The sequence below is a fragment of the Sulfurimonas denitrificans DSM 1251 genome (assembly GCF_000012965.1).
Lineage (GTDB): Bacteria > Campylobacterota > Campylobacteria > Campylobacterales > Sulfurimonadaceae > Sulfurimonas > Sulfurimonas denitrificans.
Map to the genome: position 1 here is coordinate 2,173,007 of NC_007575.1, position 15,327 is coordinate 2,188,333.

Genomic DNA, 15,327 nt, shown 5'->3' on the forward strand with positions numbered 1-15,327 from the left:
AGCCACAAACTTGTAGAATTGACAACTCTATCATAAAAAGGAAAACGCATGAAAAATAATAAGATCTTAGAAGAGATTTTAAACGAAGTTGATAAGCACCCAGAGATTATGTCTCGTCGTGACGCTCTTAAATATTTAACAGTGTCTCCATTAGCTGCCTCTTTAATGGCAAGTGCTACTGTTGGTGCTTCAACTGCATCTGCATCTGCGGATGTTAAGGGTAAAATAGTAATTATTGGTGGTGGTTTAGCTGGTATGAGTACTGCTGCTCGCCTAAACAACTCTATCTCAAACGCAGATATCACTGTGATTGAGCCAGATCCACTATCTGTTTCATACCAACCAGGACAAACTTTAGTTGCATCTGGTGTTTGGAAGCTGGATGATATCGTTTACAAAAGAGATGATTTTGTTCCAAGTGGCGTTAAGCTAATCAAAGGAAGTGTAACTAATGTTGATCCTGAGAACAACAAAGTAACTGTTGATGGAAGCCAAGACATATCTTATGATCAGCTTATCGTTGCTGCTGGTGCTAACCTTAACTATGCTGCTATTCAAGGAATTGAAGGAGAGATTACATCTTCTGGAAAAGATAATGCAGCTACAAAGCAGACTATCACTAAAAATGGTCTACACTCACTATACTTTCAAGATGGTGCAGTAGCTACATGGGATGGTATTCAAGAACTTATTTCAAAAGCAAAAGCTCACACTGGCTCTGAAAAAATAAAAGCACTATTTACTAATCCAAGAGGCGCTATTAAATGTGGTGGTGCTCCGCTTAAAATCATGTATTTAACACATGCTCGTCTTGTTGAAGCTGGCGTTCGTGATAAAGTTGAACTTACTTTCAACACAAATAATGGTGCTCTATTTGGTATTCCAGATTACAATGTTCCAATAGTTAAACAGTTTCAAACAAGAGGCTTTATTGCTAACTATAATCACAATCTAGTATCAGTAGATACAGCTACTAAAACTGCAACGTTTAATAAATGGCGTATGGAGAAAAAAGAGTTTGAAGATGAGATGGGTGAAAAAATCATGAAGGAAGTTGAAGTTAGCGAACCAGTTGAGTTTAAATATGACTTCATGCACGTTGCTCCTCCAATGAAATCTCCAGATGTTGTTGGTAAATCAAAACTCGGCTCTGGTGGCTGGATTGCTGTAAATAAAGAGACTCTTCAATCTTCTTTCTTCCCTAATATTTGGGCAGTTGGTGATTGTGCTGGTGTTCCAATGGGTAAAACAGGTGGTTCTGCTCGTAAGCAATACAAAGTTATCGTAGATAACGTAATAGCAGCAATGGGTTCAAAAGAGTTAACTGCTAAGTATGATGGATACACAGTTTGTCCACTAATTACTGGTCTTGGCACTGTTATGATGGCTGAGTTTAACTGGACTAAAAAACCAACTCCTTCATTCCCTCTTGACCCAACTCAAGAGAGATGGATTATGTGGTTGTTAAAAGTTTATCTTCTTAAACCAATGACTATCCACGGTATGCTCTCAGGTAAAGCGTAACCAAAAATACTCTCAATCCCTCTCTTTAGAGGGATTTTTTCTTTAATTAAACAACCACTTTATTTATAAAAATCAACAAAATATAGGAGATAAAATGAAAAAAGTTGCCCTTATAGCTTCAGTTGCTATGGTATTTTCATTATCGCTAAATGCGTGGACGCTAGGAAAACTAGGTGATTTTAAATTTGAAAAAGTAAATGACAATGTATATGTAATGCATGGTCCCGTTATGATGCCAAATAAAGAAAACGGCGGTTTTATGAATAATCCTGCTCTAATAGAGAGCAAAAACGGGTTAATTGTAATTGACCCAGGCGGAAACTATAATGTTGGCAAAAATGTACTTGCAGAAGTTGAAAAAGTAAGTAAAAAACCTGTTATAGCTATCTTTAACACTCATAAGCATGGCGATCATTGGTTTGCAAATAAAAATTTTCAAGAAAAATATCCTAATGTCAAAATTTATGCTTTAGCTTACATGATAGAACAAGCAAAAGATAATGCTGCGGAGACTTGGTATGGAATATTAGGCTCTTTAACAGGAAACCTAGAGGGAACTAAGCCTTTCGCATTTCCAAATTCAAGCGTAGATCATAAAGAGACTGTAGTTGTTGATGGACAAACATTTATTATGCGTCATCCAGCAGCTGGACATACTGACACTGATATATTGATTGAACATGTAAATTCAAAAACTCTTTTTCTTGGAGATAATCTTATGAAAAATCGTTTCGGTGCATTTGATGAATCTTCAAGCATTTTCGGTAATATTCAAATACTTGAAAATGTTATCGCTAAAAAAGATGGTTATAAAGATTATAAACTCTATGTTCCTGGTCATGGTCCCTCAGGCAAGCTACATGAAACATTAGACCCATTCTTAAACTACATGAAAATCATTATTGCAGGAGCTCAAAAAGCTTATAAAAACGGAATGGAAAGTTACGAGATAAAAGAAGAAGTTTATAATAATTTGAAAGATTATCATAAATGGGATGATATAGAAGGTCAAATGGGCAAACACTTGATGAAAGCTTATTCAGAAGTGGAGATGAGAGATTTCTAAAAAATTAAGCCATTTATTTATGGCTTAATTTAATCTACACACTCTAAGAATTTTCAGTTCAAATACTACATTTTTTATCTATAATATTTAATGCTTAAAATATATGAATGCCTAAGTGCAGAATCTGAAATTGTTGCATTAAAAGCCTTAGATAATTCGCTTGTAGCTTACTGTACAAAAAATCATGGCGTTAAAATATTTGACATTAATAGATGTGATTTAAAAAAAAGCATAACTAATGCTTACCTTAATTCTACTGCTGGTGCTTATGCTTTTAGCCCAAATTCTAGATATTTCTCTTTTTCTGTCTCCTCTTTACTCTATATTATTGACACAGAAACAAAAAGTATAGTTCAATCAATCCAAACAAATGATGGTGAGATAGAAATAATAAGTTTTGATCCATCTTCTACTTATATTATTGTAGGAACTAAAAATGGCAGAGTGCTTCAATACAAAACAAACCAATCAAATATACTCTCAAGACTCTGCTCATTCCCATATAAAAGAGAAGAGAGTGATTCCAAAACAAAAGAGTTTACAAATTTTGTAAGTGCTTTTGCTTTTTATAAAAATCAATTTGCATGTAGTGGCTACGGTGGTACAATCTATATTATTGATATAAACACTCAGACAAATAAAGAGATTATAACTCACAATAAAAGTCGTCTTAATGCTTTATGCTTTTTAGATGAAAATAGGGTTGTTTGTGGAAGTAGCGATGGAACAATTACTATTTTTTTTCTTAATGATATAAATAACTATAAAATTATAAGAACGGCTCTTGGCGGTATATCCCAGTTACTTATTATGTCAAATCCCAATTATCTTATGGTTGTGAGTAGCTCTAAAATTATTATGGTAGTTGATACTAAAAATTATAAAATCACACATACCAAATATATAGAGTTTAAGGCACAGATAAATAGCGTTGATATCGTTAATGACTCTTCATTGATTGCTGCCCTTGCAAACAACACTATTGTAAATGTAGAGCTTCGTGGAGTTACGAAACTAAAAACTTTTATTCTTCACAATTCACTTGAGAAAGCGTTTGAACTCATAGCCAAAGAGCCTATGCTACATGGCTTAAATGAGCATAAAATACTTGAGGAGAGATTTGAGAAGAGCTATGAAAATGCAACAAAAGCACTCATTAGTCAAAATGTTGTTCTAGCTTCACAAATTCTAGATGTTTATAAAAATGTAAAACAGAAAGAACAAAAGATAAAAGAGCTCTTTGATGCTTTTAAAAACTATCTTAGATTTAAAGTGCTATTTTTAGAAAAAAAACTCCCTCTTGCTTATGCTATGTGTGCAAGATTTGAACCACTAAAAAATACACCTCAATATCAAAAAATGGAGCAAGAGTTCCAAATAACTTTCTTAAATGCTCAAAGATATATTTTAAAAAACAGTGTTAAAGAGGCTAAAGAACTACTTAGCAAATACAACTCTGTACTTTCAAAAAAACCTCTTATAAATTTGCTCCTCACACAAAACAAAGAGTTTGTAGCATTTTTAAAGGCGATTCAAACAAAAGATTTCAGTACAATAAATCAATTAGTTAAGATGAATAAACTCTTTAAAGAGATTCCAAACTATATAGCAATGTACTCTGAAATAGATAAGATGCTAGAGCATGCCGAAATTGCTATAAAAAAGGGTGAGATTGAAGATGCAGAAAAACTTCTTCTTGTGCTTAAGGGAGTAGATAAGTTCGAAGATAGACTTGAAGAACTTCATAAAAAATGCAGATATGTGCAAATATTGCAAAAAGCTTATGAGGAGAGTAATTTTTTAGAGTGTTATGAAATTTTAGATATGCACAAATATCTAAAAACTGTAGAACTTGGAATTCTATTAGAAAAGCACTGGTTAAAACTGATAAAAAAGTGTGAAGAGTATGCTCTGGAGGGGAATATAAGAGATATCAAAAAGAGCCTCGCAGAATTAATAACTCTGCATAGCAGACGCCATAAAATTGGTGATTTACTAAGAGTAAGTTTCCATGTAAGAGTTCAAAAACTTTTGCAAAGAAGAGACTTTAAAGGTTCAGAAGCAATTATTTACTCATATATAGATTTTTTTGGCATAGATAGCGAAATGAAAAATTTAATGAAAAGCTTTGAGAAGATTTCAGAGCGTAAACTTGCAATAAGCGAGGTACAAATGCAAAGACCAAGAAGAGACAGCTGGAGAGATTTTGATATTTTTATGAAAGATTCATAAGTTTTAAAAGCGTCTCTACAGTTTCATCGAAATCGCTCTGAGTTGAGGAGTTTTGCATCAAGAACTTCTCCATCTCACTTTTTTTAGCCATAGCCTCATCAAGTTCTGAATCGCTCCCTTTTGTATAAGCACCAATTCTTATGAGAACTTCATTCTCTTTTAAAAGCGTGTATAAGCGTCTAAATTTTTGTACTGCCCTTAGATGTTCTGGCGTGATTATATCGTTCATAACCCTTGAAGCAGAGTTTAGTATATGCACTGGAGGATAGATTCCAAAGTCTGTCATCTCACGGGATAAAACTATGTGTCCATCTAAGATAGAGCGTGACTGATCTGCGATGGGGTCTCCCATATCATCTCCCTCTATTAAAACTGTAAAAAATGCTGTAATAGAGCCTTTGCCCTCCTCTTTTCCAGCACGTTCCATAAGTTGAGGAAGAAGTGTCAGTGATGATGGAGGATACCCTTTTGAGGTTGGGGGTTCACCAAGAGCTAAGCCTATCTCCCTTTGAGCCATAGCAAATCTAGTAACAGAATCCATAATAAAGAGTACATCTAAACCTTGGTCTTTAAAAAACTCCGCAACACTCATAGCTGCAAATGCTCCGTACTTTCTCATAAGCGGAGAGTCATCGGATGTAGCTACAACTATAACCGTATTTTCAAGATTTCCGCCAAGATTCTTCTCTATAAACTCTGGAACTTCTCTACCACGCTCTCCAATTAGCGCTACAACTTTTATAGGAGCGTTTGCGCCACGAACAATCATTCCCATAAGAGTAGATTTTCCGACTCCACTTCCAGCGAAAATACCGAGTTTTTGACCTTTTCCACATGTTAAAAGCCCATCAATACTCTTTACTCCAACACTAAAAATTTCATCAATCATACCACGCTTCATAGCAGCAATTGGGGCTTTTATGATAGGAGAGAGTTTTGAGTCGTTTATACTTCCTTTGCCATCAATTGGACGCATAAAAGGGTCCACTACGCGCCCTAAAAGAGATGAACTAACTGGTATGTTTAATCCTGTTTGATCTAAAAAAACTCTATCCCCTGAGCGAAATCCCTCAACAAAACTAAATGGCGTTATAAAAAAAATCAATCCATCTATCTCTGTAACCATTCCTATTGTCTCTTGGGCGCTCTCATTTGAGATAATTTTTACTATATCACTGATGCTCACACTAAGTCCACGAGCAGTAATAACTGTTGCATTTATCTTAACTACTTCTCCAAATGCAACAGAGTATTTTTTATTTGAGATTTTATTTTTTATAAGCGAGAGAGGCATTAAAAATCTCCCCGAATTGCCAAGCGTTTAATAACGTGAGCCATTAGGCGAGTTTATCAAAGAGAAAAATTCACTTCTTGTTTTTTCATCTTTTTTAAATAATCCGCGAAGGGCTGAAGATGTAGTAGTTGAATTGATTTTCTCAACCCCTCTCATCTCCATGCACATGTGTCTTGCCTGAACCACAACTGCTACACCTTTTGGCTTAATAGTATTCATAATAGCATCAGCAATCTGCTCTGTAAGTTGCTCTTGAATCTGCATGCGACGAGCAAAAACGTTTACAACACGAGGTATTTTTGATAATCCTACAACCTTACCATTTGGAATATACGCTACATGCACACGCCCAATGATTGGTAGAAGATGATGCTCACATGTAGAGTAAAATTCAATGTCTTTTAGAAGCACCATCTCATCATTTGAACTTGTAAAAAGAGCAGAGTTTAATATCTCTTCTGGGTCCTCTTTATAACCACCAAAAATGAACTCGTAAGCTTTCTTAACCCTTTGAGGAGTTTTTAAAAGCCCTTCTCTGTCTGGATTTTCCCCGACATGAAGCATCATAGACTTTACTGCATCTTCAAATTGTATATCTTGTTTTTCTGACAAAACTATGCCTTTTGTATATTTTTTATAACCGATAGAGTATCAAGAAATAGCTGAGAAAATGATGTAATTAATTTTTATCCTAAGCAACTTTTCATATCTTAGCTGTCATATATTTTATAATAAAATTAAGATGGACTAAAAAGTGTTATAACTTTTTATTGACATGCTTCTTATCATACCTTTAAAAACTCTTAGAATGGTAATAGAGTTTACAGTTTTAGGAATATTTGTTTACATTGTCATATTTTAGAACATGAAGATTACTATATGATGGCAAGTTTTTTAGTAGAGATACAAAATTATTTAAAGAACCTCTTTTACCTTTTCTAAAAACTGCTCAATTGATGTAAGGTCTTTATATATACCTAAAAAATAGACAAGCTTCTCTTTTTCTTTATCAAAAACAGGACTTATAGTAATATCTTCATAAAGCTTGTTGCCATCTTTTGTATAGTCACGAATTTTTACTTCTACTGATTTTTGTGTGCTAATTGCTTCTCTAATATTCTCAAGAGACTTCTGCTCTTTATCGCTACTATGTAAAAAACGACAGTTTTTACCGATTACCTCTTCATATTTATATCTAAAAAGCTCACAAAATGAATTATTTACATATATAATAGGATTATCTTGTTCATTTGGGTCAGTAACAACTATAGGATTCACAGACTGTTCTACTATATCAAAAAGCTGCTCTTTAAATTTAATATCTTTACTGATATTTTCGTTTTTAAGCATATAATACCCACCGTAAATATTTACGATATTTAATTCAAGTACTAGTTTTCTAAGTCCGCTTATGAGATTTCTCACACTCTTTTCATTAAACTCTTTATCAAGCGAGTCGTGTACTTCATAAAATATATCAGCATTTAGTACAGGCTTACCTAAATTTTCTATTAAAAGCTTAAGCGCTCTTTTTTGAGAAATTGACAATTTTATATCTTTATCATCTACATGTAAAGAGTCTGTTTCTTTGTTCCAAAAACAGATGTCATTCAATCTTATTAAATCGCTATTTTGCATTTTTTCTCTTAGTTAATTTTATTGTCTGGTTTTTATATTATCAAATTTTATTATAATAACCCATAAAGTCATCAACACAAAGTGGTTGTGAATGGTAAAAACCTTGTGAGAAATGACAACCTATCTCTTTTAATTTTATATACTGCTCTTTAGTTTCTACACCCTGAGCTTGAACTTTTAAATCAAAAAGTTTCCCTATATCTATTATTGATTTTACTATATTTAAATCTTTCTCATTTTCTAGCATGTTTTTTACAAATGATTTGTCTATTTTTAGTTTATCTACTTTTATATCACGCAAATAACTGAGGCTTGAATAGCCTGTTCCAAAATTGTCAAAAGCTATATTAAATCCGCATAAAGAGAGTTCTTCCACATTTTTTTTTATCATTTCTCTGTTTTGCATAATCTCGGTTTCTATTATCTCTAACTCTAACTGATCTGCATTAATAAAATTTCTTTCAAATATATTTAAAAAATCGAAGCAAAAAGTCGAGTTTGATAGCTGATATTTTGATATATTTACAGATATTTGCAGCTTACTTTTTGGCAATGTTTCATTTATGTGCTTCAAATCTGTTAAAATCTCTGAAAAAACCATGCAACCAAACTCTCTTCCTACATCTCCTGATAAAACATATTGTAAAAAACTCTCAGGCTCTAGTATCCCTTTTTGTGGATGATTCCATCTTACAAGTGCTTCTGCACCTATTATGGAGTTTGTGTGCATATCTATAACAGGTTGATAATAAACAATAAACATATCCTCTTCCAATGCTTTTCTTATATCCTTTTGGATGGATATAGCCATTGCAATTTTAGTTGACATCAATTTATCATATATTTTAAAGCCGTCTCTTGTGCTTTTTTTAACTTCATACATAGCAATGTCGGCATTTTTCAATAACTCTTCACTCGAGATGCCGTGTTGCGGATATATAGCAACACCGATAGATAGACCAACATGAAAGATTTGATTATCTACCTCCATTGGTTCTTTAATCTTTTTTTTAAGATTAGATGCGAGCTGTTTGACATTTTCTTCACTTTTTATATTTTTAGCTATTAAAACAAACTCGTCTCCACCTATTCTAGCTATAACATCATTCTCTCTTATGCTGTTTAAAAGTCTTTTTGATACGTTTATAAGCATCTTATCGCCAACATTATGTCCATGCGTATCGTTTACTTCTTTAAACTTGTCTATATCTATGAAATAAAGAGCAACTTGATAGTTTTCTTTATCGGCTTCTTTTAGTATAGCCTCAAGTTCTTTATTGAAGTAAGTTCTGTTTGGAAGTTTGGTTAAAGAGTCGTAGTTAGCATTATAGTAAACTTTTTTCTCGCTCTTTTTAATATCTGATATATCAGTAAAAACCGACATGTAGTAATTTTCACTGAATTTGGAGTTTTTATTTTTAGATATCGATAAAATCTGCGGATATATCTCGCCATTTTTTCTTTTATCCCATATCTCACCCTTCCAATAACCATTTTTTTCTAGACTTTCTCGCATACTTTTATAAAATGCTATATCATGGATTCCAGATTTTAAAATATTTGGTTTTTTTCCAATAGCTTCTTCTTGAGTATAACCTGTTATTTCGCAAAAGGCTCTATTTACAAATTTTATCAAGCCTTCTCTATTTGCTATCAATATCCCCTCATTAGTACTTTCAAAAAAGTTAAGCGCTAGATTTAATCTTTCTTCAACTGCTACTTTTGAGGGATGCAAATTTAAAATATCAACAAGTTTATATGTTTTGTCTGACAAAAGAAGAACCTCAAAGTTATAATTGAAGCAATAGTATCAAAAGAGTGTCTATGAAATTACTACATAATTTAAAATATTGAAATTATATTTTTAAAAAAGAGGGTAATAACATGTAGAACTCTCTCTACATGTTAAAAGTTTATGTTACATCACAAAAATATGAGGAACTATTAGTGGATATTTTTTCATTTTTCTATAGATATGTTTTCTTACTACTTGGCGCAGGTCATTCTCTAATGCTCTTGCATTCTCAAGAAGTCCCTCTTTTATGTTGGCTAGGAAAAGCTCTAAAACATCCTCTATCTCTTTAGCAAACGCTTTATCTTGCTTATCTGCTACAAGTCCAAAAGATGTAACTAGCGGCTTAGATAACATGGTAGAGTGTTGTCCATCAATTTGAGCGACTATCATAACTATGCCATCAGATGCTAACTTTTGACGGTCAATTACAATATCATCATCTATCTTGTGGTTATTTTGATTGTCAATATACGTTTTTCCTGTTCTTACAGTTTTTACTTTTCTCATATATTTTGGAGCAATCTCTACCGTATCACCATCATTCATTATGTAGATATTTCTCTCTGGAACTCCACACATCATACCTGTCTCTTTATGCTTCATAACATGGTTATACTCTCCATGTATCGGTAAAAAGAACTTAGGATTTACAAGACGTAACATAAGCTTTTGCTCTTCTATAGAAGCATGTCCAGATACATGGATATCTCTATCATTTGCTACTTTTGCACCAGCACGTTGCAAGTGGTTAAGCATCCCTGAAATAGAGCCTTCATTACCTGGTATAGCACGAGATGAAAGAACAATCAAGTCAGTAGGTTTAATCTTTACATGTCTGTGTTCGCCTATTGACATTCTAAATAATGCAGAACTAGGCTCTCCTTGAGAACCTGTTGTAACAATCAAAATCTCTTTGTCATTCATAGAAGCAATTTGCTCTGGTTCAACAAAAATATTTTTTGGAAGTTTGATGTAGTCATACTGCATTGCAACTTCAATATTTCTCTCCATTGAACGTCCAATTACACAAACCTTTCTTCCGTATTTAACGCCATACTGAATAGCTTGGTAAACACGGTGAATATTTGAACTAAATGTAGAGAGTATTACTCTTCCTTCGGCCTTTGAAAATACTCTATCAAGAGCAGGAGCAACACTTAGCTCTGAAGGAGTTGGAGCTGTATTGTAAGAGTTTGTAGAGTCACTTAAAAGACACAAAACACCTTTATCTCCATAGTAAGCAAGTCTGTGTAAATCTGCTGTATAGCCATCAACTGGTGTATGATCTATCTTAAAGTCTCCAGTATGAATAACTGTTCCAGCACTTGTTGTAATTGCCAAAGAAGATGAATCAATGATAGAGTGTGTCATATGCATCCACTCTATTTCAAAATCATTTCCTATTTTATAAGTCTTTCTCTTCTCTATAGGATTAAAAAATTGCTTAAACTCTTTTATATGATGCTCATCAAACTTACCTGCTATCATAGCTAATGGAAGTGGAGAGCCAAATATTGGAAATTGCATCTCTTTATAAAGGTATGGCATTGCACCGATGTGGTCTTCATGTGCGTGAGTTATAATTACTGCTTTGATTTTATCTTTTATCTCGCGAATATATGTAAAATCTGGTACCAATATATCAACACCATGCATATCTTCATCTGGAAAACTCATACCAACATCTACAAGTATCGCCTCATTTTGAGTTTCAAATACTGTTATGTTTCCACCGATTTCACCAAGCCCACCAAGTGGAGTAATACGAATTTTCTCTTTTGAATTTAAGTCTAATTTGTAGTGAGGGTTTAATCTCTGTTTGTGAGCTTCTTGATTAAGTTCAACAAATGCTCTAAGATTTTCATCTACTGGCAAACTTTGACGTCGGCGTCCTCTTGAGGCACTTTTGTTTTTATTTGGATTTGCGCTAGCTGGTGCTACTGCTGCTTTATTGACATTTTGGTTATTTGACCTACTACTATCACTATTATATTTTTTGTTACTGTTATACTGTTTACGATTTTCTTGAGAAGTGCTTTTAACACTCTGTTCTTTCTCTTGTTCCATCCAAACTCCTTGCTAATTTATAGAGTTGGTGATAGTCATTTGTAGAGACTTGATGGGGTCGTATCGTTTGTGCGAGTGAGAGTTTTTCAAAAATCTCTTGAAGCATTGCTTTATCATACGTTGAGGATAGATTTTTCATAAGAGTTTTTCTAGGCTGCGTAAATGCAACTCTAAGCATATCCTCAAAATCTTTATCACTTCTATCACTCTTTTTTTGTATCAAAAAAACAGCAGAATTAATCTTTGGCTGTGGTTCAAATGCGCTTGGTGGAACATTCACAACTATGTGTGCTTCTCCAACACTCTGAGTTATAATACTCAAAGAACCAAACACCTTATCGCCGTCGTTTGCACAAAATTTTTCTGCTACTTCGAGCTGTACCATTACAAGTATGTTTTTACATTTTGGATCTGCGAGGGCCTTTAGAATTATATTTGTCGCTATATAGTATGGCAAATTTGCCACCAAATCATACGACTCTTCTATAAGTTCACTCTTCCAAGCAGTGAGTACATCCCCACAATGTATGCGGAGTTGCTTGGTTGCGATCTCTCTTTCAAACTTATTTTGTAACACTTTACACAAATCGGTATCGACCTCAAAAGCATCTACACTTTTGACATCTACTAAAAATTTAGTTAAATCACCTAAGCCAGGGCCAATTTCTACGATTTTATTATCGTTATTGGGCATCGCTTCGATTATTTTTTGTAAAACACTCTCATCTTTTAAGAAATTTTGACCAAATTTCTTTTTAGCTACTATTTTTTCCATTGGTGTGCATTTTATACTAATTTTGCTTACAATTAGTTAATTCTGGCATAAAATTTACTAATTTGCCATTATCTTCTATTTTACGCCAATTTACTAAATGTTTCACATGAAACATCTGCCTCTTTACATGTAGTTTTATTGAAAAGTAAATATAAGGCACAGAGTGTATAATTCCACTATATAATAAAAGGTGTTGCTCTTGAACTATTTTGCCAAAAGAATCATTCCATGTCTTGATGTAAAAGATGGACGAGTTGTTAAAGGTGTAAACTTTGTAGGACTTAGAGACGCTGGAGATCCAGTAGAAGTTGCAAAGCGATACAACCAAGAGGGCGCTGATGAAATCACTTTTTTAGACATTACTGCTTCAAGTGACAATCGTGATACTATAGTTGATATAGTTGCGCAAGTTGCCCGCGAAATTTTCATACCTCTTACTGTTGGTGGAGGAATAAGAAAATTAGAAGATATCTACAGACTTCTAAATGTTGGATGCGATAAAGTAAGCGTTAATTCTGCAGCTATAAAAAGACCACAACTTATAGATGAGAGTGCAAAAAGATTTGGCTCACAGTGCATTGTAACTGCTATTGATGTCAAAAAAACTGGTGATAGATATAATGTATATTTAAATGGCGGAAGAGTAGATACTGGAATAGATGCGCTTGAGTGGGCAAAAGAAGTAGTAGAACGTGGAAGCGGAGAGATACTTTTAACTTCTATGGATGCCGATGGAACAAAAGCTGGATTTGAGTTAAGCATTACTCAACTGATAAGTGAAGCTGTAAATGTTCCAGTCATTGCAAGCGGTGGAGCTGGAACAATGAAACATATAAAAGAAGCATTTGAACATGGCGCAGATGCAGCACTTGCTGCAACCATTTTTCACTACAGAGAGATAGATATAATGGATTTAAAACGCTATCTGCATGATAATAATATCCCTGTCAGATTGTAGGAGTAAAGAATGATTATATGTGCTGGAAATAGTGAAACTTTTGATTTTGCAACTCCAATGGGAGTAGGGCTCCTTGAGATGACTATTAACCTAACACGCGCTGCTCTTTTTGATAAACCTGAATTTTTACTCTTTGTAGGAAGTGCTGGGAGTTATGGCGAATACAATATTTTTGATATTGTAGAATCAAAAACAGCTGCTAATATCGAACTTGCGTTTTTATCTAATGATGCTTACACTCCTTTGGATAATGTTATATCAACTAACATTGATCAAACAAAAAAAGATGTTATTGTAAACTCATCAAACTATATCTCTACAAATGAAGAGCTTACAAAAAAGTTTTTAAAACTAGGTATTGGTATTGAAAATATGGAATTTTTTGCAGTCTTAAGTGTTGCAAAAGAGTTTGATATTCCTGCTGGCGGAATTTTTTGCATAACAAACTATACTAACAAAAATGCGCATAATGATTTTTTAAAAAATCACGAAGAAGCAAAAAAACTCTTAGATTTACATGTAAAGAGAAGAGTTGAGGAGTTAACAAAAAAATGAAACCATCTCTGCTAGATTTCAGGCTCAAAGAGTTACAAGCAAATATAAAACCATCATTTAGAGCAAAACAAATTTATGGTTGGCTCTATCACAACTATGCGCAAAGTTTTGATGATATGAAAAATATCCCTCAACAGTTAAAAGATGAACTTGCGAAAAGCTATGTAGTAAATCTTCTAAAAATTGTAAAAAAAGAGCTCTCAAATGATGGCACTATAAAGTACCTATTTGAACTTCAAGACGGAAAAACTATTGAAACAGTTTGGCTAAAGATGAAAGATGAACAGATAGATGAAGAGGGCTGTGTAACACAAGAAGCAAAATATACTATCTGCGTCTCAACACAAGTTGGATGTAAAGTTGGATGTGCATTTTGTTTGACTGCTAAAGGCGGTTTTACAAGAGACCTCACCGCTGGCGAAATAGTTGCTCAAGTTGTTGCTCTAAAAAAAGATAACGACCATAAGCATAACAGAATGATAAATATTGTCTATATGGGAATGGGAGAGCCTCTTGATAATCTTGATAATCTCTCACGTGCTATAGAGATTTTTAAAGAGGAAGATGGTCTTTGTATATCTGGCAAAAGGCAAACTGTTTCTACAAGTGGGCTTAGTAATAAGATAGATAGACTTGGAGAGATGGATTTGGGTGTTCACATAGCTATATCTCTACATGCTGTTGATGATGAGCTTAGAACCGAACTTATCCCTATGAATAAAGCTCACAACATCTCATCAATTATAGAAGCAGTTAAACGCTTCCCAATCGACACAAGAAAAAGAGTTATGTTTGAGTATCTAGTCATAAAAAATAAAAATGATGATTTAGGCTCTGCAAAGAAACTCGTAAAACTTCTCTCAGGAATCAAAGCGAAAGTAAATCTTATCTATTTTAATCCATATCCAGATACTCCTTATGAGCGTCCGCAAAAGAGTGATATGATAGCATTTCAAGAGTATCTGATAAATCATGGGCTTTTATGCACAATAAGAGATTCTAAAGGCATAGACATAAGCGCTGCATGTGGTCAACTAAAAGAGAAAACACAAAGCGAGCTACAATGAGTTATATAGAAATCTTTCAGATAGTTTTTCTGGTAATTGTTTTTGCGGTTGGAGTGATAGGATTTATAAAAGCTGCTACAAAAAGTTAACTTCTTTAGAAAGTGTAAGCTCTTAAAAAAAGAGTAAACGACCAACACACCAGGGAGGTCGTTTATGAATATAATCATACCTTACAATTATTAATAAAAATCTCAAAAACCCACTTAAAAAAAATTTCATTACAAAAATAAATTACTATTTTTTTACAAAATGTGTACTATTCACACATTGCTCTAATATGTGAACAGTGGCGATAGAAGTAGTTGACAAATTTTAAAATTTGTCACTTATTTAAGAATAAATTTATATAAATATAT

At 33.5% G+C, this 15,327-nt stretch carries 13 protein-coding genes; 7 read left to right on the top strand and 6 right to left on the bottom strand.

Features of this window, described 5'->3' with window-relative positions:
* The first annotated feature begins 48 nt into the window (after positions 1–48).
* The 3 genes from SUDEN_RS10820 (at position 49) to SUDEN_RS10830 (ending at position 4,822) form a co-directional block, all read left to right on the top strand.
* A complete protein-coding gene (locus SUDEN_RS10820; protein WP_011373696.1) occupies positions 49–1,524 on the top strand; it encodes an NAD(P)/FAD-dependent oxidoreductase in 1,476 nt (491 codons plus the stop codon).
* Positions 1,525–1,618: 94 nt separating this feature from the next.
* On the top strand, positions 1,619–2,590 hold the full coding sequence (locus tag SUDEN_RS10825; protein ID WP_011373697.1) for an MBL fold metallo-hydrolase: 972 nt from the start codon (positions 1,619–1,621) through the stop codon (positions 2,588–2,590).
* A gap of 90 nt (positions 2,591–2,680) precedes the next feature.
* Positions 2,681–4,822, top strand: coding sequence for a WD40 repeat domain-containing protein (locus SUDEN_RS10830; RefSeq protein ID WP_011373698.1), 2,142 nt, complete (start codon positions 2,681–2,683; stop codon positions 4,820–4,822).
* On the opposite strand, the gene fliI is transcribed toward SUDEN_RS10830, so the two are convergent.
* Positions 4,806–6,116, bottom strand: a complete 1,311-nt coding sequence (fliI, locus tag SUDEN_RS10835) for a flagellar protein export ATPase FliI (RefSeq protein ID WP_011373699.1) — start codon at positions 6,114–6,116, stop codon at positions 4,806–4,808. The two genes, SUDEN_RS10830 and fliI, sit on opposite strands and share 17 nt — an antisense overlap.
* 27 nt (positions 6,117–6,143) lie before the next feature.
* On the bottom strand, positions 6,144–6,728 hold the full coding sequence (gene folE, locus SUDEN_RS10840) for a GTP cyclohydrolase I FolE (RefSeq protein WP_041672352.1): 585 nt from the start codon (positions 6,726–6,728) through the stop codon (positions 6,144–6,146).
* A 225-nt stretch (positions 6,729–6,953) separates the two neighbouring features.
* On the opposite strand from folE, the gene SUDEN_RS11645 reads away from it, so the two are divergent.
* The gene (locus tag SUDEN_RS11645) at positions 6,954–7,058 is read left to right on the top strand and encodes a multicopper oxidase domain-containing protein (protein ID WP_148153620.1); all 105 of its coding nucleotides are present in this window, start codon (positions 6,954–6,956) and stop codon (positions 7,056–7,058) included.
* Here the strand turns inward: SUDEN_RS11645 and SUDEN_RS11230 are convergent.
* The 4 genes from SUDEN_RS11230 to rsmA form a co-directional block, all read right to left on the bottom strand.
* Positions 7,032–7,754: a PAS domain-containing protein gene (locus SUDEN_RS11230; protein WP_011373701.1), complete on the bottom strand. Its 723-nt coding sequence runs from the start codon at positions 7,752–7,754 to the stop codon at positions 7,032–7,034. The genes SUDEN_RS11645 and SUDEN_RS11230 overlap by 27 nt on opposite strands.
* Positions 7,755–7,794: 40 nt before the next feature.
* Positions 7,795–9,528: a putative bifunctional diguanylate cyclase/phosphodiesterase gene (locus tag SUDEN_RS10850; protein WP_011373702.1), complete on the bottom strand. Its 1,734-nt coding sequence runs from the start codon at positions 9,526–9,528 to the stop codon at positions 7,795–7,797.
* A gap of 144 nt (positions 9,529–9,672) precedes the next feature.
* Positions 9,673–11,616 (bottom strand): ribonuclease J, encoded by a 1,944-nt coding sequence (locus SUDEN_RS10855; RefSeq protein WP_011373703.1) that lies wholly within the window; start codon positions 11,614–11,616, stop codon positions 9,673–9,675.
* Positions 11,588–12,391, bottom strand: a complete 804-nt coding sequence (gene rsmA / locus SUDEN_RS10860) for a 16S rRNA (adenine(1518)-N(6)/adenine(1519)-N(6))-dimethyltransferase RsmA (RefSeq protein WP_011373704.1) — start codon at positions 12,389–12,391, stop codon at positions 11,588–11,590. Before rsmA ends, SUDEN_RS10855 begins: the two co-directional genes overlap by 29 nt.
* A gap of 199 nt (positions 12,392–12,590) precedes the next feature.
* Between rsmA and hisF the strand changes: the two genes are divergently transcribed.
* From hisF to rlmN, 3 genes are read left to right on the top strand one after another with little or no spacing between them, the layout of a single operon-like run.
* Positions 12,591–13,349: an imidazole glycerol phosphate synthase subunit HisF gene (hisF, locus tag SUDEN_RS10865; protein WP_011373705.1), complete on the top strand. Its 759-nt coding sequence runs from the start codon at positions 12,591–12,593 to the stop codon at positions 13,347–13,349.
* A 9-nt stretch (positions 13,350–13,358) separates the two neighbouring features.
* A complete protein-coding gene (locus SUDEN_RS10870) occupies positions 13,359–13,904 on the top strand; it encodes a purine-nucleoside phosphorylase (protein WP_011373706.1) in 546 nt (181 codons plus the stop codon).
* Positions 13,901–14,971 carry a 23S rRNA (adenine(2503)-C(2))-methyltransferase RlmN gene (gene rlmN / locus SUDEN_RS10875; protein ID WP_011373707.1) on the top strand — a complete coding sequence of 357 codons (1,071 nt, stop codon included), beginning with the start codon at positions 13,901–13,903 and terminating at the stop codon, positions 14,969–14,971. Before SUDEN_RS10870 ends, rlmN begins: the two co-directional genes overlap by 4 nt.
* Positions 14,972–15,327: the final 356 nt, after the last annotated feature.